General features: G+C 41.1%; 17 protein-coding genes and 1 pseudogene. 12 read left to right on the top strand and 6 right to left on the bottom strand.

Translation table 11 applies throughout. The features are described from left to right. Window positions 1-167: 167 nt before the first annotated feature. Window positions 168-1,145 carry a UV DNA damage repair endonuclease UvsE gene (uvsE, locus tag DP117_RS01520; protein WP_169216566.1) on the bottom strand — a complete coding sequence of 326 codons (978 nt, stop codon included), beginning with the start codon at window positions 1,143-1,145 and terminating at the stop codon, window positions 168-170. Between the two features lie 470 nt (window positions 1,146-1,615). On the opposite strand from uvsE, the gene DP117_RS01515 reads away from it, so the two are divergent. The 3 genes from DP117_RS01515 (at window position 1,616) to DP117_RS01505 (ending at window position 4,515) form a co-directional block, all read left to right on the top strand. Next, window positions 1,616-1,834 (top strand): hypothetical protein, encoded by a 219-nt coding sequence (locus DP117_RS01515; RefSeq protein ID WP_169216565.1) that lies wholly within the window; start codon window positions 1,616-1,618, stop codon window positions 1,832-1,834. 487 nt (window positions 1,835-2,321) lie between these two features. Continuing rightward, the gene (locus DP117_RS01510) at window positions 2,322-4,058 is read left to right on the top strand and encodes a S8 family peptidase (protein WP_169216564.1); all 1,737 of its coding nucleotides are present in this window, start codon (window positions 2,322-2,324) and stop codon (window positions 4,056-4,058) included. A gap of 145 nt (window positions 4,059-4,203) precedes the next feature. Continuing rightward, window positions 4,204-4,515, top strand: a complete 312-nt coding sequence (locus tag DP117_RS01505; protein ID WP_169216563.1) for a hypothetical protein — start codon at window positions 4,204-4,206, stop codon at window positions 4,513-4,515. Window positions 4,516-4,733: 218 nt separating this feature from the next. On the opposite strand, the gene DP117_RS01500 is transcribed toward DP117_RS01505, so the two are convergent. Continuing rightward, on the bottom strand, window positions 4,734-5,912 hold the full coding sequence (locus DP117_RS01500) for a TRC40/GET3/ArsA family transport-energizing ATPase (RefSeq protein WP_169216562.1): 1,179 nt from the start codon (window positions 5,910-5,912) through the stop codon (window positions 4,734-4,736). Window positions 5,913-5,955: 43 nt separating this feature from the next. Then, window positions 5,956-6,345: a DUF2358 domain-containing protein gene (locus DP117_RS01495; protein WP_169216561.1), complete on the bottom strand. Its 390-nt coding sequence runs from the start codon at window positions 6,343-6,345 to the stop codon at window positions 5,956-5,958. A gap of 434 nt (window positions 6,346-6,779) precedes the next feature. On the opposite strand from DP117_RS01495, the gene DP117_RS01490 reads away from it, so the two are divergent. From DP117_RS01490 to DP117_RS01475, 4 genes are all read left to right on the top strand, one after another. Continuing rightward, window positions 6,780-6,968 carry a hypothetical protein gene (locus tag DP117_RS01490; protein ID WP_169216437.1) on the top strand — a complete coding sequence of 63 codons (189 nt, stop codon included), beginning with the start codon at window positions 6,780-6,782 and terminating at the stop codon, window positions 6,966-6,968. A 107-nt stretch (window positions 6,969-7,075) separates the two neighbouring features. Beyond that, window positions 7,076-7,363: a hypothetical protein gene (locus DP117_RS01485; RefSeq protein ID WP_169216560.1), complete on the top strand. Its 288-nt coding sequence runs from the start codon at window positions 7,076-7,078 to the stop codon at window positions 7,361-7,363. Then, entirely contained in the window at window positions 7,353-7,541 is a 189-nt protein-coding gene (locus tag DP117_RS01480) for a hypothetical protein (RefSeq protein WP_169216559.1), read from the top strand. Before DP117_RS01485 ends, DP117_RS01480 begins: the two co-directional genes overlap by 11 nt. A gap of 248 nt (window positions 7,542-7,789) precedes the next feature. Continuing rightward, window positions 7,790-8,989, top strand: coding sequence for an SbcC/MukB-like Walker B domain-containing protein (locus DP117_RS01475; RefSeq protein ID WP_169216558.1), 1,200 nt, complete (start codon window positions 7,790-7,792; stop codon window positions 8,987-8,989). Between the two features lie 48 nt (window positions 8,990-9,037). On the opposite strand, the gene DP117_RS01470 is transcribed toward DP117_RS01475, so the two are convergent. Both DP117_RS01470 and DP117_RS01465 read right to left on the bottom strand, forming a co-directional pair. Next, entirely contained in the window at window positions 9,038-9,616 is a 579-nt protein-coding gene (locus DP117_RS01470; RefSeq protein WP_169216557.1) for a hypothetical protein, read from the bottom strand. A 42-nt stretch (window positions 9,617-9,658) separates the two neighbouring features. Next, window positions 9,659-10,618: a phosphodiester glycosidase family protein gene (locus DP117_RS01465; protein ID WP_248277479.1), complete on the bottom strand. Its 960-nt coding sequence runs from the start codon at window positions 10,616-10,618 to the stop codon at window positions 9,659-9,661. A 274-nt stretch (window positions 10,619-10,892) separates the two neighbouring features. Here DP117_RS01465 and DP117_RS01460 point away from each other — a divergent pair, with 274 nt between their 5' ends. Continuing rightward, complete coding sequence (locus DP117_RS01460; RefSeq protein WP_169216556.1) at window positions 10,893-13,058, top strand: protein kinase; 2,166 nt, start codon at window positions 10,893-10,895, stop codon at window positions 13,056-13,058. 13 nt (window positions 13,059-13,071) lie between these two features. Further along, window positions 13,072-13,244, top strand: a pseudogene (locus DP117_RS35865) (ammonium transporter); the annotation flags it as partial. Window positions 13,245-13,353: 109 nt separating this feature from the next. Here the strand turns inward: DP117_RS35865 and DP117_RS01450 are convergent. After that, window positions 13,354-13,845, bottom strand: a complete 492-nt coding sequence (locus DP117_RS01450; RefSeq protein WP_169216555.1) for a hypothetical protein — start codon at window positions 13,843-13,845, stop codon at window positions 13,354-13,356. Window positions 13,846-14,756: 911 nt separating this feature from the next. On the opposite strand from DP117_RS01450, the gene DP117_RS01445 reads away from it, so the two are divergent. The 3 genes from DP117_RS01445 to DP117_RS01435 form a co-directional block, all read left to right on the top strand. Beyond that, on the top strand, window positions 14,757-15,443 hold the full coding sequence (locus DP117_RS01445; RefSeq protein WP_169216554.1) for a sigma factor: 687 nt from the start codon (window positions 14,757-14,759) through the stop codon (window positions 15,441-15,443). A gap of 13 nt (window positions 15,444-15,456) precedes the next feature. After that, window positions 15,457-16,407 (top strand): DUF1822 family protein, encoded by a 951-nt coding sequence (locus DP117_RS01440; protein ID WP_169216553.1) that lies wholly within the window; start codon window positions 15,457-15,459, stop codon window positions 16,405-16,407. 61 nt (window positions 16,408-16,468) lie between these two features. Further along, the coding region (locus DP117_RS01435) for a CHAT domain-containing protein (RefSeq protein ID WP_169216552.1) at window positions 16,469-19,643 on the top strand (3,175 nt) is incomplete at its 3' end.

Genomic DNA, 19,643 nt, shown 5'->3' with positions numbered 1-19,643 from the left:
TTTGAGGTCAATGCTCAATTTACAACACTTTGAAGCTTAACTGAACCGTATTGGCATATAGAGGGTTCTCAGGAGCATATAAACGAAACCAGAGAAATCTTGGAAAAAACAAAAAAGTGCCTAGAGAAAATCAAGCCGCACTCAGACACTCAATCAGACAGCCAAGATTAGGAAATGTCTTGCAGCCACCAAGAACGCAAATGGGCGATCGCCTCTTCCTTGTGTTTCGCTTCAACTTCTATCCAAGGCGCTTCTCGGTAAACACTGGGCATAGCGTTAATAAAGTCACTATGCTTCCTATCCTGAAAAGCTTCTTCACCGTTGGAAATATGCACTAACTGCCACTCTGGTTGAGTCCAAGTTTCCCGTGCGGCATGAAACATTTGAGCAACACTTGGATCGTCATAACTATCTAAACTTTCATGGCAAATATGGTGATGCGCATCAAAGACCAATGGTATCCCAGTTTGTTGACAAACTTCTAAAATTTCACTGGCACTGTAAGCGTATTCGTCATTTTCCAAAGTCAAGCGGCTTTTGATATTTTCTGGTAATTCAGAAATAACACGCACCAGTTGATCTGCGCGTTGAGATTTGCCACCATGAATGTTCATTAATGACCAACAAGAACGTGGTAAACCGAGTAAATCTAGCGTGCGAGCGTGTCTGTTTAATATTTTAACACTTGATGCCAGCACTTGCGGTGAATCAGAACTGAGCACAACATATTGATCTGGGTGCAATACCATTCGGATGCCTAATCTTGAAGCCCTTTGTCCGATTTTGGCTAAATCTGCGCTCATCTTTTCTAAAACAGTTGCGCCGACTTCATCCTCCCAGTCACTCATCGGAAATAAAGCAGAGGACATTCGATAAAGCCGTATTGAGTTCCGCACACAGAAAGTTAACGCCAAATCCAAGCGCTGTAAGTTCTCGCGATAAATGACTTTCAGGGCGGTTTCACGTTGCTCTTCTGGGAGTGCTAAGTAGCGCGTACGCGTTATTGTCCGGAAGCGCACCTCTTTGGAAAATGTAATGCAAACTAATCCCAACTGCGGTGAAGCAGTTTTTTGCAACTGCTGTGCATGAGGTGAACTGTTAATGACAACCCCTGATAGGGATTCAGACTCCCGAACTGCTGACATATGACATATCGCTACACAACACTTCTTTGATTTAACCGAATTCGCCAAGGATTCCCCATCCCTCCACAGAGTGGGGAATCCTTGGCGGTTCATATCAAGGCACCCTCCAAGCACAGTTTAAAAGATTTATAATAAAAATTAAACAATTCTTAAATTAAATGTGACAAGCGTCACAAATTACCTTCAGTTTAGTATCTAGAATAACTTGACAAAAAAATCCTCAGACTAAATAGTCCAAAAGAACAACACTAGAACTTGCGTATGTATAACTTGGTAGATATGTCAAGTCTATTATTTCTTTTTTAATATAAATACATGAAAGAAATTTAAAGTTTACCGAACCAGAGTCACAACAGCTTTCATGTCAGGGAATAATACATGTATTATTTCGTACTAAATCCTGGCAGAAACCCAGTACAAATGGCTGGTGCATCCTCTAAGGGTCAGATTTTTCACCAACGGAGAAAATCATGAATAATCGGCAACCATCAGACTGTAACCAATTTGTAGGAAATCTCAAAAATGGAATTTGGGTATTTGGTATCTCGTCGTGGGTATTTGGTATAACTGATCGCAGTATTGCTTCATTTTCTGATGGCTATCTGTCTGCTTCGGATATAACGCAACTGTTCACCGCTGCAACCTTTTTTGTGGCTTGGCTGTTTCTCAAGCCTACATCTAGGGTATAGTTTCATTTTTCATAGTTGATGTTGTATGGAATGTAAATGTAGCAGCGACAAAATCCAAAAGTAAGTATTCATCATGACAAATTTGTCGAGGTCATTGATAAAGTAAACATTAAATTAAACTAGGGGAGGCAAATGCCCTCAGTGTATGTTCTTCTCCACCGAACTTCAGAGCAGCGGTTTCCACCGTTCTGAAGTTATTGCTTGATTCTCGTAAACAGAAAAAACTTTTGGATTTTCCGTAAAGATTTACCTCACTGCTGTATTTAGTGAGAGTCATTGAAGAATTTTTGAATCATTCATTATGAATGAAGAAATGAGATTTTCTAGATGCGCAATGAGAAATCCTAATTTTAGTCAAGTAGGATAACTTTTCATAAGAGTCATTCTGAGATAGGGAAATCTAAAATTATTCACTATTCAGGATTCTTCAATATATCCTGCTAAGATGTTGCAGAAATTCAACTTCAATAGATTTAATCAAGGTCAAATGAAACATCAAAAATTATCTCCGGGACTGCTATTAGCATTTGAAGATTATGAACGAGAGGGACAAGAAGCTTTAGTTCCACAGATCAGAATGCTGAGTATAGTTCCCCCCAAAAACAATCTCAAGCCAACCCGTAGCATAGTTTTTATCTACTGTGATGAAAATGCGGACCTGAGTCACCTATCACAATATGGTATTGAAGTCAACCAAAATAAAGGACATGTCCGGACTGCCTTCTTACCGATACACAGTTTAGATGCCTTATCTGATGATCCTACCATTGAGCGCATCAAGCCATCGCGTAAACTTCAACTGCGGATGGACGTTTCCAAAGCTGCAGTACACATACCAGAGTTTACAAGAAAAAATGGTGGTCTTACTGGTAAGGGAGTGATTATCGGTATTATCGACAGCGGCATTGATCCGAAGCACCCTGCCTTTGCAGGACGAATTTTACGCATTTGGGACCAAACACTGTCTGGTCCTGGAGTGACAGAGGGTAAATATGGAGCAGAATTAGCTGACTCGCTTCTGACAGTTTCCCAAGATACGAACGGTCATGGGACTCACGTGGCTGGAATTGCTGCTGGTGTTGATGCAACTTATTGTGGTGTTGCACCAGAGGCAGAATTAATTATTGTTAAGAGCGACTTGGATGAAGGTCATATTGCTGATGCTGTCCGTTACATCTTCCGAGTGGCGCGAGAATTGAAACGTCCAGTTGTGGTTAATATGAGCTTGGGTGGACACTTTGACCCTCACGACGGAAGCGACTCGCTGTCAAAAATCATTGACTCTGAAACTGGTCCTGGACGTATAGTTTGCTGTGCTGCAGGTAACGAGGGCAACGATAACATTCACGCTCAAGCAATTGTTCCTGCTGGTAAAACTCATACCATGCGTTTCAACGTACCATTGAATCAAACGAGCTTAGCATGCTTAAACGCTTGGTACTCTAGTGCAGGTCAATTAGAAGTGTCCTTGCGTAGTCCCAACGGTTTTGTCACCCCCTTTCAACGAGTTATTACTGATGGCAATTATATAAAAGAACATACCTTACAAGATGCGCGGTTGCAAATCGCAACACCAGGACGCGATCCAGGCAACGGCGACTATAATGTTTTGATACAAATTCGTGGTCAAGGAAAGAAGAGTTATAGTGCGCCTGTACCTGGTGGAATTTGGCAATTGCGATTCAAAAACACTTCATCCAAAAATGTGCGGCTGGATGTTTGGACACCAGATGGCTCTGTGGTATTTACAGGTAAGAGTGTAGCTGACTCTGTGAAAATTGGTTCACCTGGATGTGCGAGCAGTGCAATTACAGTTGCTGCTTATACAACCAGAGAGAAGTACGCTGATATAGACAGCAAAACGCAAGAGTTTGGTTTTCCCTTGAATACAGTTTCTGATTTTAGCAGCGAAGGACCTCTGAGGAATGATGCTAAAAAACCGGATGTCACAGCACCAGGAGCAATGATTGTTTCCGCTCTTTCCTCCAGTGCTAATTTTGATCGCTCAATGCTCATTAATTCCAAGTTCGTGGCGTTGGCTGGTACAAGTATGGCTGCACCGTTTGTCACTGGCTTGGTTGCACTGCTATTGCAGCGTAACCCCAAACTCGATCCGGCTGCTCTTAAAGAACTGCTGCGTAAAAACAGTTCCATACCAGGAAAACCAGCGGGAACTTTTGATAACAAATGGGGTTACGGGCTGATTGATGCGCTGAATCTATAGTTGGACGATAAGTTGGACGTCAAAAAATAAACGCATTAAATCTCTATAACGATAGGTAATGACAACCTAATAATTTGATAAGTTGATAGTTGATAATAGGGTAAGCAATTTTGCTTGCCCTTGTTGACTTACTGGAAGGTATTTTATGAATTATCAAAAGCTAGATACCGCCCTTGCAGTAGCGCTCAATGATGTTAGTAACTCACAAGAGCCGATCTTAAAAGTGTTTATTCATACAAACATCAATGTTAGATATACTGATAAAAGTGCTATGTTAGAAAATTTAGGCGTTGCAGATGTGACTCCTGAAAAGGATGTTTTCACCGCAACCCTATCACCAAATGCAATTTCTCAGTTGTCGGATCAGCCTTGGGTGCAGTATATTAAGCTGTCTCAAAATTTGCATTTGGTAAATCAAAAAATGAAAAGTGGTATCAAATTCTTTAAATCGTATTAAAGAAAAAGCCCGTGCAAGCGGCGAAGAGCTTCAGGCGAAAGTTGTGAAGACTCTTTCGCCGTGAGCGTAAAATCAATGTGGGATTAAAATTTGAATATTAAGTTGACACCAATAGGTAATTCCCCTTTTTCAGAGGACCAGATGAGAGTCACTTTTATCTGAATTGTATAATCCCCAATTCCTCCGACAAACTACGACAGATAAAGATGCCTTTATTTTTACGCCGCAGCAAAACGGATTTTGAGATAATCTTCCTCCATTTTTGCCCCAGCAGGTTGCAGTGCTGCTAAAGCTTGCGGTAATACTAAATTTCGGCGGTGATTACCAATGGTAATGTTTAATTCGTCTCCACTTTTACTTAATTGAACCTGATTCTTAGGAATGCCTGGTAAATACAATTCCAAGCTATACTGATTATTTTCTAGAAGAACTCTAATTGTCGTTTCTTTGTAATAAACCTGAGTTGGATCTTCATCTTTGTAGAGTGTTTCCTTCAGGCGTTCTAAGGCATCCAAGCCACACATTTCTTCAGAGAAAAGCGGAACTTCCTTGATAGGTAATGGATGAAAGTTTTCATGAATTTCCTGGCGATACTGCTGTTGATTCTCTTTCCAACGCTGGAAAAAAGGATCTTGCACTGATTCAGGAATAATACGATTTGCGACAACTAAATCTGTTGCAACGTTATATAAACTCAAATAAGCATGCGCGCGAAGAGATTCTTTAATCACCATTTTTTCAGGATTGGTGACAAGACGCACAGAGGTTTGAGTGTTATCTGTTAAGACTTTTTCCAGAGCTTCTATTTGTTGATAGAATTCATAAGGTGCGTCCATGACCTCTTTGTCTGGTAAAGAGAAACCAGCAATGGGTTTAAAAATAGGTTCTACCAGCGGTCTGAGTGCTACAGAAATGTTTTGAAAAGGTTTGTAAAAACGGCGCATATACCAGCCACCAACTTCTGGTAAACTTAAAAGGCGCAGTGCTGTGCCAGTAGGGGCTGAGTCAATAATCAAAACCTCAAACTCACCTTCATCGTAATGGCGTTTCATTCTGACCAAGCTGAAAATCTCATCCATGCCTGGTAAGATAGCCAATTCTTCCGCCTGCACTCCCTCTAAACCGCGCGCTTGTAAAACTTGAGTAATATAGCGCTTCACAGAACCCCAGTTTCCCTCTAGTTCTAGTAGTGCATCCAGTTCCGCACCCCACAAATTGGGGCGAATTTGTTTCGGTGCGTGTCCCAGTTCTAGGTCAAAACTGTCTGCCAGAGAGTGAGCAGGATCTGTACTCAAAACAAGTGTACGATAACCCAGTTCTGCACAACGGAGTCCAGTTGCAGCGGCTACGGAAGTTTTTCCTACACCACCTTTACCTGTCATTAAAATTACACGCATGGATAGTTTTTTCCTAGATGAGAAGCATTTACATTTATTTACATTATGAACTCTTTAAGGGAAAGAAATGCTGTTTGAGTACATCTAAGCGCGAACAATGCCAATAATCTATGTGAGACACAATCAATTCTTGAGTGTTAAGGCGTAATTCACTCCAGCCTGGGATGGAAATACGTGGTTTCCAAGGAACGGGAGTATTCCAGCTAAGTGTCCACTCAGTTTTGATTGTGTCTCCTGCACGACTCATGCTGTGCAAGTCCATTTTGGTATTTAAAAACCAAGTCTCGATGAATTTAATCATCAACTTGTAGCGTTCGACACCACGAAATTTGTTAAGTGGGTCTTGAAAATAAACGTCTTGAGCGTAGATGCTATATGTCTGATTCTTTGGAAATCTTTGATAGTCTTGTTTTAAAATTTCAATGATATCCATAATGAAATTATCTAAATAAATAATTCAACAGACAAAGTGAAAAAACCTTACTAGTGATATCTTAGAGCGTGTTTATAAAAAAAGATAAAATTCTTGTAGGGTGTGTTATGACGCATAAGTACACATCACGTGAAAGAAAAATCTGAATGCGTCGTCACGCACCAATCGATTGGTGCGTGAAGGCTAATTGTTGCTCATCAACACATGAAGTCATTTGCACCAGTGTATTTGCCAATTCATGCTTCCTTCCCACAGGTGCAAGATGTCAGTTTAGGTTACCACGATTTGCACGGTTGGGCAAACCCAGCCTACGGCGACCTACGGTCCACTTCGTTAACGCTACGAAGAGCGACAAGGATGGACAACCCTTGTATTTTTGCGGCTGACGCATTGTCCCCTAAAATTTTGCCAGCCGACGCATTGTCCCCTAGAAAATGGGAATTCCCCCAGAACCTTTTAAAGATGTGCGTTTTTGTGCTGCACCTAGGAGAACCAGTCACGATGTAGACCCGCATTTAGACCAACGCGCTGATAATATTTCAGTTTACTTGTGGAGTATTAGAGAATTATGCCGCGATCGCCTCCTGGGTTCCAATCAGTTGCGATCGCCGAAATTAATTTGAAAGACAACTGTAAGACAACTGAAGCAAAAGGGATATGCCTGGAAAATAACGAGTAAGGCGATCCAGCAAAAGGGGATAATGTTGCAGGTGGTTTTGGATTCTACGAGATGATTGATAATCTTAAAAGTGAACTAGGTGTTCCTGATTTGGTAATTAATATCAAATCGGCTGATATTGAGGCTCTAACGAAGCAACAGACAAAGTTGAGTTTCTTGGAGGCACTCAGGAGTGCTATCGAGAGTTTTATCTCGGACGGCAGTAAGAGTGAGAGTCCTCTTTGGATAGTGCAAGAATTACCAAAAGAATATGGTTTACCCGATAATGTAGATGCTCCAACGGCTAGTGAAAAAGTGCGGGAATTGCTCAAGAGCGTGCGAACTCACCTTGAAGACTGAACCAGAAGATTCGTCTGATGAATGGGCAGGCCAAGTGATGTATGACGAAACAGGTGAAAAGTTTGGTACGAGCAATTATTGGATTTTTGAGTTATCCAATTCTCCGTTTACCGATATCAACGTAGCCGTAGTTGACAAAGCAGGAATCAAGCCAACCCTTAACTGGGGCTTCAGTTAAGCGCATACCTTGAAAAAGCCGTCAAGCGAAGGACGGGCTTTAAACCCAATTTTTGGCTATTTGCATTTATACAAAGTTGTCAAAGATAGTATCTTTACAAACCGTTAAATATTACATAACCAATCAAAGCCTGCGGATCCTTGGACCACTTGCGGATTCTGCACGAGCCAAAGGCAACGCCTTGATAAAACCGCCTCCTTTGGTTAGCTCGCTCGTTGTGAACGTTAAGCGTTTGCGTAGCGCGCCCTATGCCTGCGGCACGGCTCTTGCCTATCGGCGCTAGCTCTGCCGTAGGCAATCGCCCCCTTCTTTGGCAAAAGTCAGTTACTAATTTGATGCCTGGAAGAGTTGCTCAGTCTTGGTCCATAGAACGTTGGCAACAATTGTTACAGGAAGTTGAAATGAAACTTCATGAAATGACTGGCGGGAAATGGTACGCCGAGTTGCACGCAGCATTAGAACAAGAAAAGCAGGCGCTACAGCAACAACTGCAACAAATTACCGAGTCATATCAAGCAGCAGATAAAAAGCTTATCCAATATGAAACTGAAAACAAAGAAGCTAGTAATAATGTAGAGGCGGCGCGTATTCAAAAAGAACAGTTACAAACAACCTGGGATGCTGCACTCAAAGGCGCAGGTTTTACTGAAGAAAGTTTTATAAAAGCATCAGCAGAGTCTCCACAGCAAACAAATTGGCAAGAAGAAATTACAAATTACAATAATGCCAAAGTAAAGTTAGAAACTCAAGTTGAGGAAGTGAAGTTGCAAGTAGGCAATTCCACAACCAATGAATCAACTATCAACTCTTGGCGTGATGCGAAAAATACAGCTTCCCAACAATTCCAACAAGCACAAGACCAACGTGCTAATTTAAAAGCTTGGGTTCATGAGACGGAATCTAAGCAAAAACAAGCTGAGAAACTAGAGTCAGATTTATCCAAAGTCAAAGAACAAGCGCGAACTTATTCTACCCTGACCCGGAACCTCAAGTCTGATGAATTTCAAGCGTACATCCTAGAACATCTGGAAGCAGATTTAGTCACTCGTGCTACCAATACATTGCAAGAATTGACTGATTCTCGATACGCACTCAAAGTTCAAGATGGTGATTACTGGGTTGAAGATAATTGGAATGGCGGTGAGTCAAGGCGTGTAGAAACCCTTTCTGGTGGTGAAACATTTGCTACTTCCTTATCAATGGCATTAGCATTGTCAGAAAAACTTTCGATGGGTGCAGAATTAGGCAGTTTGTTTTTAGATGAAGGATTTGGAACTCTGGATGCAGATACCCTAGAAAGCGTTACTCAAATTCTGGAATCCTTACGACAACAAGACAAATTGATAGGAATCATTACTCATGTTAAAGCATTAGGAGAGCGATTGCCAACACAAGTTAAGGTTCGCAAGTCTCCAGAGGGTTCCAAAATAGAAGTTGAGGCGTTTTAAAATTTATTTCTAAGTGTCAATGTTGATGAAATGAAGTCTCTAAAATTATTAGAGAGAATTTGAATCCATTTCATTCCATAAGCGCTCTAACTGATACCGCCATGCGGCTAAAACTTCTTCTCTTGCTTGTGAACTTTGATCTAGTTCACCCATCAATCCTTCTGCATAAAAGCGTTCTAAACTTTGCATCGTGGCTTCCAAAGACTGATTTTGCTGTTTAGCCACAATCACAATCTGCCGAATGCGTCTTTCAATCAGCCGGTTAAAGACATTATCTAAACCATTTTCATACAAAGAAATAAGCTGGGCGATCGCCTCTGCAAAATCTTCTGACGTTAAACTCTTGCAGTTGTGCTGAAAGATTCCCCATAAAACTTCTTGCTGCAAAGCATAACGTACTTGTTGAGTTTCATCAAAATTTGCCTCTAAAAACTGTTCTAGAAAAGGTTGAGCTTCAGATACTGGCATGATAGGTAATAAAATGCGTAACCAGCTTTCATCATCCGACAGCAAAACCAGCAGCCGAAAATTGGGAGTTTCTATTTGCCAGGAACCAGGTGCAATAGCATTGACAGAGGCTGCACTAAATAATTCTTTGAGCGTATCCGCAATTTCAGAAGGTGTCATAGCCTTTTTTTTAGCTTCTGTTAATATCCTACCTTTTTCAGATTAATTCTTCAAAGGTTTCTTATATATTAAAAATACTGAACCAATTGGTCCTGGATTTTCCACATACATTTTATTATCGTAGTACAGTCCTGGAGACATTCCTCCATCAAATAACATTCCTTCTTGAATCTTGCCTAAACAGTTCTTGTGAGCAATTCCTTCAAGAACATCATCAAACATATCTGGTAAAAGCTCTTGATTCAGTTGAGAGACTTGAATCTCGGAATTTGCCTTCATATCATTAACGAGTAAAATGACATAACCTTTATCAGTTATAGCTACCATCGAGCGATTGATTGCTTGTTTGCAGGCAAGTTCTCCTAAATCTTGACAAATATCTTTAAACTTGCCATTACGATAAAATCTGCCATTTCCTCCTACTAAATTATAGTTCAAAATATTATCCTTTCTTCTTCCTACTTGAAGAGTTGCTTGACGTTGCTTTGCTTTAGCTGCTGAAATACCAAAAGAAGAACGTTTATTTTTAAAATCTCCTGAATATTCTATTCCTCTAGAAATATTTAACCCTTGAGGTTTATTATTTGTATCTATGTAATCCGCATTAATGGCTGCAATTGGTAGTTGTCCGTTTAATTTTGCATTTTCATTACTCACAAGTTCATAAAAGAATTTTGGTACATACTCTTGACGAACTTTACCTTGATTATCTTTTGCATAAAGCTTATGAGACAAACCCACATTGACTTTGAAGTCTAATGCTTCTGATTTTGGGTTAAAAATAATGACATGGTTAATACCTTTTGCATCTTTATCGCCTTGGTTATTGGTTTTGAAGAAAGCAAGACTGAATTTAGAATTTTCTCTTGGACAAGTTTGGGAGGCTTCGCTTGATTCATTGAATTCAAGATATTCACAACCTGCTAAAAAATAGAACGCAATTGTAGATAGAAACAAGAAAATTATTTTTTGGATATGTAAAAAATAAGGCTTAGGCATCATAAGTAAACAATATGATTTGATACAAAAATTTAAAATATCACATAATTTTTATTTTATGGGCAATAATTTTGTAAGTGACCGAGCAGTTTATTAAGTATCGTGGCGATGTATAATATCGGCTTATGGTAGCTCAATGATAAAAGAAGCGATCACTTGTACAAGAAAAAGGAATCGCACTGCTAGTCTATGGACGGGAGAATCTGGACTAGGCTAAGCTAATATACTATATCTACTTAAGATATAGGTTAAAATCTTTGCTTAAATAAAAAATCTTGTGATCTACTGCATCAACCCCTGGTGTCAACAGCGCCAAAATCCTAATCACGTGGAGCGTTGTCAAGCCTGTGGGAATAGCTTGTTTATAAATGAGCGGTATTGGATAGTTAGACCCCTACGCGAACTGCATCAACAAGACAATAGCGAAGTTTTTGAGGTAGATGATCGAGGAACATCAAAAGTCCTGAAGGTTCTGAAACAAGATGGTCCTAAGTGGGTTGAAATGTTGAGGCGAGAAGCAACCGTCTTGAGTGCTCTCAAACACCCAGGAATTCCCAGAATTGAACCTGATGGATATTTTACCATAACCTTGTCCCTCGGCTACGGTTCTAAGATCTTACACTGCCTAGTGATTGAGAAAATTGAGGGGCAGAACTTATGGCAATGGTTACAGCAGAATAAACCAATTTCTCAAAAGCAAGCTCTAGTCTGGTTGCAACAACTTGTAGAGATTTTAGCTCTAGTGCATGAAAACAACCTTTACCATCGGGATATCAAGCCATCTAACATCATGCTCAAACCTGATGGTCAACTTGTGTTAATTGACTTTGGAGCTGTTAAGTATGCCACAAAAACTTACTTAATTAGTATAGATAAGGGTTTTGAAGGTACTAAAGTAGTTTCATCTGGTTATACGCCCCCAGAACAAATCCAAGGCAAAGCTGTCAAGCAATCAGATTTTTTTGCACTAGGGCGAACATTTGTCAACTTACTAACGGGCTACCCTCCAAGTGTACTTTCTGAGGACTCGACAACAGGTCAATTGATTTGGCGAGACAGCGCCCCTCAAGTCTCGAAGCCATTGGCAGATTTCATTGATTCACTGATGGCTTTATCTCCAAATCACAGACCTGAAAATACGCGGGTTATTTTGCAAAGACTAGAAAAAATTAGTCGCCAAACTGATGAATTGATGCAAGCTATAGAGTTGTCAATTCATTCAAGCTTGTCACAACTTCCTCAACCGCTAAAATTTTTTGCTGAACAAATTCTCAAAAATAAACTTCAGCGGTTGGCGAAGCAAAGCAGAATTCCTAAAATAGCTCTTTACGGACGTTCTGGTGCGGGCAAATCATCTCTAATTAATGCCATTTTGGGACGGTGTGTTACTAAGATTGGTCTAGCCAAAGCGACAACACAAATCACTGAAATATACGACTATGAGAGGAACGGGTGGAAATTAAGATTCGTAGACTCACGTGGAGTCGGTGACTCACGAGATCATGCAGCCTTTCAACAAGCTATTAACGACATCGTTCAAAATAAAGTAGATATCCTGTTATTCGTTATTCCAGCTGATGAGCGAGCATATGTGACTAGTGATATTGATTTTCTCACTGAGCTGAAATCAGCGCATAAGCGAAGACATGGAGTTGAACTACCAGTCATTTTAGTTTTAAACAAAATTGATCGAATTCAACCCACCTCGGAGTGGAATCCGCCTTATAATCTTTTTGACTCCCAGACTCCTGACGCCAAATTAAAAACAGCAAGACTTCAAGCAAAGGAAACAAACATTCGTGATTGCGTGATGGCGAGAATCACTGAGTACAAAACTCTGAGTTCAATTTATGTTTATGTTTGTACTTTATGGGATGAATACGACGATAAACGATACAACATAGAAGAACTTGCTCTACGAATATATAAATGCATTCCTGACGAAGCCGGTAAACAGGGCTTTGGAGGAGCAACCGCCGCTATTACACTCAAGAAAGCTGTCGCTAGGGACTATACATTTGTCGCAGCATGTTTGGCATTTCTTACTGGCTGGTTTCCTTTTGGTGATCCAAAGGGAGTGTTGTCCATACAAAGTCGCTTGGTCAGTATGATAGCCCAAATTGCTACTAACGCAGACCAGAGCAATGAAGCCGAAAAATTATTGAGACAATTGGGCGTTAAACAAGCTGATAGGAAATCACCTCTGTCTACGACATTTGCAATTGGTGAGGCGGCGATTCGTTATTTTATCGAGCAAGACAGTACTATGGAACAAGCGCAGCAAGCTTTTGTCCAAGAAAAAGAGCGACGAGAACCAGAATTTCAAGAAGCATTGAAGGGAGGAACGAACAAAATAGTGAGCAAACTGCGAGAGATAGATCAAGAATTGTATGAGCACTACGGCTTACCGCGTATGTATGAGGATGATAAGGATGATGTATGAAACTCTCTCTACCTTCGTCAGCATTCGCAGTGCGTTTTGGATCGGTCTGATTGCTGGAATTCTTGTGTTCTTCTGGGTACTTTTTGTAGATGCAAAGTTAAAAATTGATGACCCTGTAGGTGCTATCTCAGTTCACTTTGTCAAGGTATTTGGGGAACACTGGCTCTGGGCTTATTCAGCGTTGGTATACAAGATAAACTGCGTAATCATCCTGTGCTATTTGCGCCTGGTCCAAAACCGGAATTATTCTGTGGTGGGGGTTTGAGAAGAAACAGGTGTAATAAATCTTCACTGGTTACTCAGGTATCTTATTTCCTCTATACATGAGAGCACGTGAAATTTTACCATCTTTATTAGTCATTTCTGAATTAGTCATTTCTGATATAGATTCCTGCAATTTTGTCTGCTTCGAGTCTGTTGTGTCAGAGTCTTCTTCTTTGAGGACAGCCTTCAATTTGTCCACAGTGCGATTGATATCTACAAGTAGCATCCCTTCTGGAACCTTACTGGCTATGACGAGTAAGAAAACATCAGGGCTACAGGTGGTTAAAATAACATAACCGTCTGTACCTTTAACCTCAATCTGCTCAACTCCCTCCCATTGCGCTTCCTTACGGGTGCGGTTAGCCAAATAAATCATTGTTCCCGCCATGATCAATGCGGAATTATCATCTATTCCAATTGTTGTGATCGGCTTACCACCAGAATTCACGAGCGCTATACCCTGAAAACCTATCATGTTACTAGCAAATTTTTTTAAAATTACCCCGATCTCGTCTATATTCATAGCTCACCATATGTCTTATTTTGCTAAAGAACATCGTTATTTGATGATAACCTAGCAAATTCTCGGAGATTGATTGTTACTACTTCAGGAAATAGAGGCACTCTGGTGCGATCTGCTTTGCAGCGCAGCAGCGTTAGCGCAGGCCCCCTAAGGGGCTAGCTATCCTTTGCAAGGACTCACTTCCATTTCACTCAATATCTTGCCACTTACAAGCATCCACGAATCAGCATAAATGTCTTCTTATACTTGGTTGTGACAATCACCACCATTTATCTGCCTCTATCAACACAACTTGCTTTGTACCTGTTACTAATAATCAGTTAACGTTCATTTGAAATTATTGCATCTACTGAGGTAACTCACTACATTTCGGTAACAAAACGATTTGATCGGGCAAGACGTATTAAGCATCGGGCTTTTAGCCATTTAGACACCTGACGAGCTACAAAAATTTCAGTTTGTGCGTAACTTGCCCCTTGTGCTGAGTTATATCAATTAGAAAGTTTAAAGCACAAGGAGGTGATTTAAGGTGAAATGTAGTGTATTTAAAATAAGCATATTACATGTGTGATTTTTTTAAGGACACTTGCATGTCAAGAATTGTCCGTAGACTTACAGTGGTTAGGCAGTGCTCTTGGGAGGGATATCTTACTGTAGTACTGGCTTTTGTGTAGACGAGCATCCGTTCGGTTACAAAACAATACTAAATTGCAGTCAGGCTATTTCTCATGCTGTGGAGCGTCGTTCACAATTGGTTGTCTTTTTTACTTGATCAAAGCTGTATTCAGACAACCAAGAGTGAAGATTAGCTGTCGTGTTTTACACTTTGTATTCGTGATATTCGTTAATCGCTAATTGTATCAAACATAGTTAGTAATTACCAATGAGCAATCAGTAAAACAAATCACTTTATGGATGAAATTGACAAGCAACTGCTAGAACTAGTTCGAGTCGTTCAGCAGAATTCACTAAAAACCATAGATAAAACAGAAACTATGGAAGTTAAAATTCGCAAAAGAGCCAGGGACAAAGCATTAACACTCTTAATTCATACCATTCAACAATCTGGCAAGTTGTTTTGTAAAGGGAAATCAGATTTCCCTCACCAAGTTTACACTGAAGCACTTCAAGAAACTTGGTTGTATATTTGTCGAAATATCGATAAATATGATCCAGTCAAAGGCAAGCTTCTAACTTGGGTTAATTTCATATTTGACAAAAAATTTAAGGATGCAATTAAAAATTACCGTCATGAACAGCAAACACAGTCATTAGATACTCCACTGAAAAATTTCTATTCCACTAATAATTATCATCTGACTCTCAAAGAAACTCTAGAGTCGCCTGAAACTGCCGTTTTTGAATATGAAGAAGTGCGACATTTTATTGCAGAAGATACTCATGGTGAATTCAAAAAGAGGCACATTAAAGAACATCCAGAGGCTAATTTTCAAGAAATAGCTTTACGCCGGTTGCAGGCACAATCCTGGCGACAGATGTCTGATGAATGGGGTATTGTTGTGCCAACACTGTCGAGTTTTTATGAAAGATCGATAGAGTATTTTACTCCGCATTTTAAAGAATACTTGGATAAATAGGAGACAATCAACTATGAGTTCCCTAATTAAAAATGTGACATTTACAGCTCCAATAACGATGGAAGCTTATCGGCTAGCTGAACAGTTTAGTCGTGGTCAAAAAGATAGCGAAAAAGCACAACAAATTCGTCTCAATACACTGGCAGTATATGCTGTTAATTTCTACTGCCAGTGTATGGAAATAGAAACAGAATTAGACAAAAGTTATAGTTGGAATTCTGCCTCACGACTGTTGATGAATGTCGCTGATTTACAAATAAAAAATGTAGGGAAATTAGAGTGTCTTCCTGTGTTGCCAAATACTAGAACTTGTCATATATCATCTGAGGCTTGGAATAACCGTATTGGTTATGTGGTGGTGCAAATTGATGAAGAAGCTTGGGAGGCAACATTATTAGGATTTGTTGAAAAAGTGACAAAAGAAGAGTTATCCCTGAACCAGTTGAATTCTTTAGAAGATTTACTTGATACTCTAGAACCCGTACCAGTAGTTTCTAGTTTTAAAAATATCATTTCGGAACTAGAACAGGGGTTGGTGCGCTTAAATCAATGGTTTGACGGTTTGTTTGATGGCGGATGGCAACCGGAAAAATTAGTCTTTGCTAGTGCTTTTCGTTCTGTCCGCAGTGCTGATGAACTAGAAGTCAACGCTGCGAAGGTGATTAGATTAGGGATGCAAATGCCCGAACACCACGTTACCTTGATTGTTAGGCAGCGAAAACTCTCGGAGGAAGAAATCGATATTCGCCTGCGGCTTTATCCGGGAAATGATTCTCTTTATCTTGCAGATGGGGTAAAACTTACTGTACTTGATGAATTTGGTGAGCCAATTCCTACCTTGGAAGCTGAAGCAAAAAAAGTAGATAACTGGCTACAACTACAGTTTACGGCTTCCCCTGGAGATCAGTTTTGTGTCAAAGTGACTTTAGAAAAAAACAGCATTACTGAAAAATTTGTGATTTAATGAACATGCCTCAGTTCCTCTCCTTGTCACGGAAAAATCATTACATCTACCCAACACTGTCATGGATAAAGTTGTTGTCCTCAACTTCGTGGTTGGAGATTTTCAGCGAGGTTTCACCGTCACCCTCCAAATAGGTGAAGAAGGTGCGTCCTTATCAGCAGGAACTTCCGGCGGATTACCTCCATGCCCAAATTTGCCTCAATTTTATAAAAAATGGCAACAGGCTCATCACCACCAAGTTTCACGAGCCATTAAACCAAAATTTGGAGTCACCAATGCTTCCATCAACACAGAACAGGCGGTGGGTGCAGCTGTTGCTCTGCGAAATCAGCTCAATACTTGGTTCAATCAATCTGAGGAATTTCGCCTGATTCGTGAAAGATTGAAAGAAATATTACACCGCGATGACACAATTAGGATACTCTTACAAACAGAAAATTCACAGTTGCGACAACTTCCTTGGCACCTCTGGGACTTCTTTGAGCGTTACCCCAATGCTGAGCTTGCTCTAAGTACGACGACTTTTGAAGCACCTGCTACAGTAAAAAATACGACTCCGAGAGAAAAAGTCCGCATCTTAGCTATTTTAGGCGATCGCACAGGAATTGATATCGACACAGACCGCCAGTTACTACAAAAAAATTTAGCCAGTGCTGAAATCGTCTTTCTGGTTGAGCCATCTCGCCAAGAATTAAACGAGAAACTGTGGGATAATTCAGGTTGGAGTATTCTGTTTTTTGCTGGGCATGGTGAAACGGAAGACGATACAGGCAAGATTCATATCAACTCCTTGGAAAGTTTAACCGTTCCTGAATTAAACTACGCTGTCACCGCAGCCATACAACGAGGCTTACGCTTGGCAATCTTCAACTGTTGTGATGGCTTAGGATTAGCACAACAGTTAGCATCTTTGCAACTTCCGCAGGTGATAGTTATGCGGGAACCCGTTGCAGATAAAGTTGCACAGGAGTTTTTAAAGTATTTTTTGGCTGCTTTTTCCAGTGGAAAACCTCTGTATCTAGCAGTGCGACAAGCACGGGAACGCCTAGAATGGTTAGAAAATCTATTTCCCTATGCCAGTTGGTTGCCTGTAATTTGCCAGAATCCCGCAGAATTACCACCAAAATGGATAGATTTGGGAGATACTCCTCGTTTCCCTTACAAAGGGTTATCTGCTTTCCGAGAAGAAGATAAATCGGTGTTTTTTGGACGGGAAGTTTTCACACACCGGCTATTAGAAGCGGTGAAAAATAAGCCGATAGTGGGGGTGATTGGACCAAGTGGTAGGGGTAAATCTTCGGTGGTGTTTGCTGGACTGATTCCTTATCTACTTAAGGAACCAGACAAATGGCAAATTGCCGATTTCCGTCCGGGAAAGCATCCCTTGGATGCCCTAGCTGCAGCACTTGTGACTATGCAATCAACTCAGGCGGATGCTGGGAATGAGGAAGAACGTCAGACAAACCAAGCTGCTCGCCTGTTTCAAATTCACCAACTAGCAACAGAACTGCGTTCAAACAAAGATGCTTTAACTCAATTTATAGCTAGGATATCATTAACCAATCCTAAATCGATTTTGTTAGTGGCTGACCAATTTGAGGAACTCTACACCCTCTGCCCAGATTTTGAGGAACGCGAGAGTTTTCTAGATTGCTTATTGGCGGCTGTGTACGATGCACCTTGTTTCAAACTGGTGCTGACGCTGCGGTCTGACTTTTATGGCTATGCTCAATCTCATCGTGCTTTTAATGATGCCTTAGAAAATAATTGTTTGAACCTGGGACCGATGAATGAGCAGGAATTACAGGAGGCGATCGCACGTCCTGCACACTCCTGCGGTGTCACACTAGAGACAGGACTGATAGAGCGTATTCTCAATGATGTTGGTAAAAAACCACACAGAGAAGCAGAAAACTCGCAACACAAATCGTCACCAGACAAACTGCCTTTGCTGGAATTTGCCCTGAAACAGCTTTGGACAGAAGCAACAAAACACAGAGATCGCCAACTGACGAATCAGGCTTACGATGAAATTGGCGGGATCCAAGATGCGTTAGGGAAATACGCAGAGGAAGTATACGACAAAATCGCTCAAGAGTATCAACCAAAACAGATACGGCGAGTGTTCACACAACTGGTGCGTCCTGGGGAAACAACGGGAACAGAAGATACCCGCCGTCTAGCAACGCGCCAAGAGATAGGAGAAGAAAACTGGGAGTTGGTGACGCGCCTCAACAGTGAGGATATGCGTCTGGTGGTGATTGGTTATGACGAAGCAACCTCTGAAGAAACAGTGGAGGTGGTGCATGAGGCTTTGATTCTGGGTTGGGGACGCTTGAGGGAGTGGATGAAGAGCGATCGCGCTTTTCGCACTTGGCAAGAGCGATTACGAGGAGCAATACGTCAATGGGAGGTTACCAATAATGATGAAGGAGCTTTGTTGCATGGTGCATCTTTAGTAGAAGCTGGGGATTGGTTGCAACAGCGACAAGAGGAGATTAGTTCACCTGAGAGGATATTTATTGAGTTGAGTTTGGGGTTGCGCGATCGCCTGCGGCGAGAAGAGGAAGAACGCAGACAAAAAGAACTACAGCAGGAAAAGAAAGCGCGAAAAGCAGCTCAGACAAGAACTGGTGTCGCCATTGCTTCTACCATACTTGTGAGTGCAGCAGCTATTTTTGCTTTTCACCAGTGGAATGAAGTGCAAAAGCAGTACAAAAATGCCAAACTCCAGGCAGAGAGCAAAACAGCCAGTGGGATTTTGCAACTTGATGGGTTGATAGGGAACATCAAGGCAGGGAAAAAACTGCGCCAGTTGATACACTCAGGTGAAGCAGAACCCGAGATCAAGATGCAGGTCGTGACGGGGTTGCTACAAGTTGTTTACGATGTGAGAGAGCAAAACCGCTTCATTGGTCATAGCACTGGGGTTTATGGTGTCAGTTTCAGTCCCGATGGGCAGACCATCGCTTCTGCAAGTTCGGACAAAACTGTTAAACTCTGGAGATGGCATGGCAGCTTAGTTACCACCCTTCCTGCGGAACGCTACGCTAACACTGGACATAGCGATAAGGTTAATGGCGTCAGTTTTAGCCCCGATGGGCAAATTATCGCTTCTGCAAGTGTTGACAAAACCGTTAAACTCTGGAGACGGGATGGTAGCTTAATCACCACCCTGACTGGGCATAACGCTCCGGTTACTGGCGTCAGTTTTAGCCCCGATGGGCAAATTATCG

Origin of the sequence: Brasilonema sp. UFV-L1 (assembly GCF_012912105.1) — a bacterium.
Classification (GTDB): Bacteria; Cyanobacteriota; Cyanobacteriia; order Cyanobacteriales; family Nostocaceae; genus Brasilonema.
This window is presented reverse-complemented; position numbering and strand designations above follow the sequence as displayed.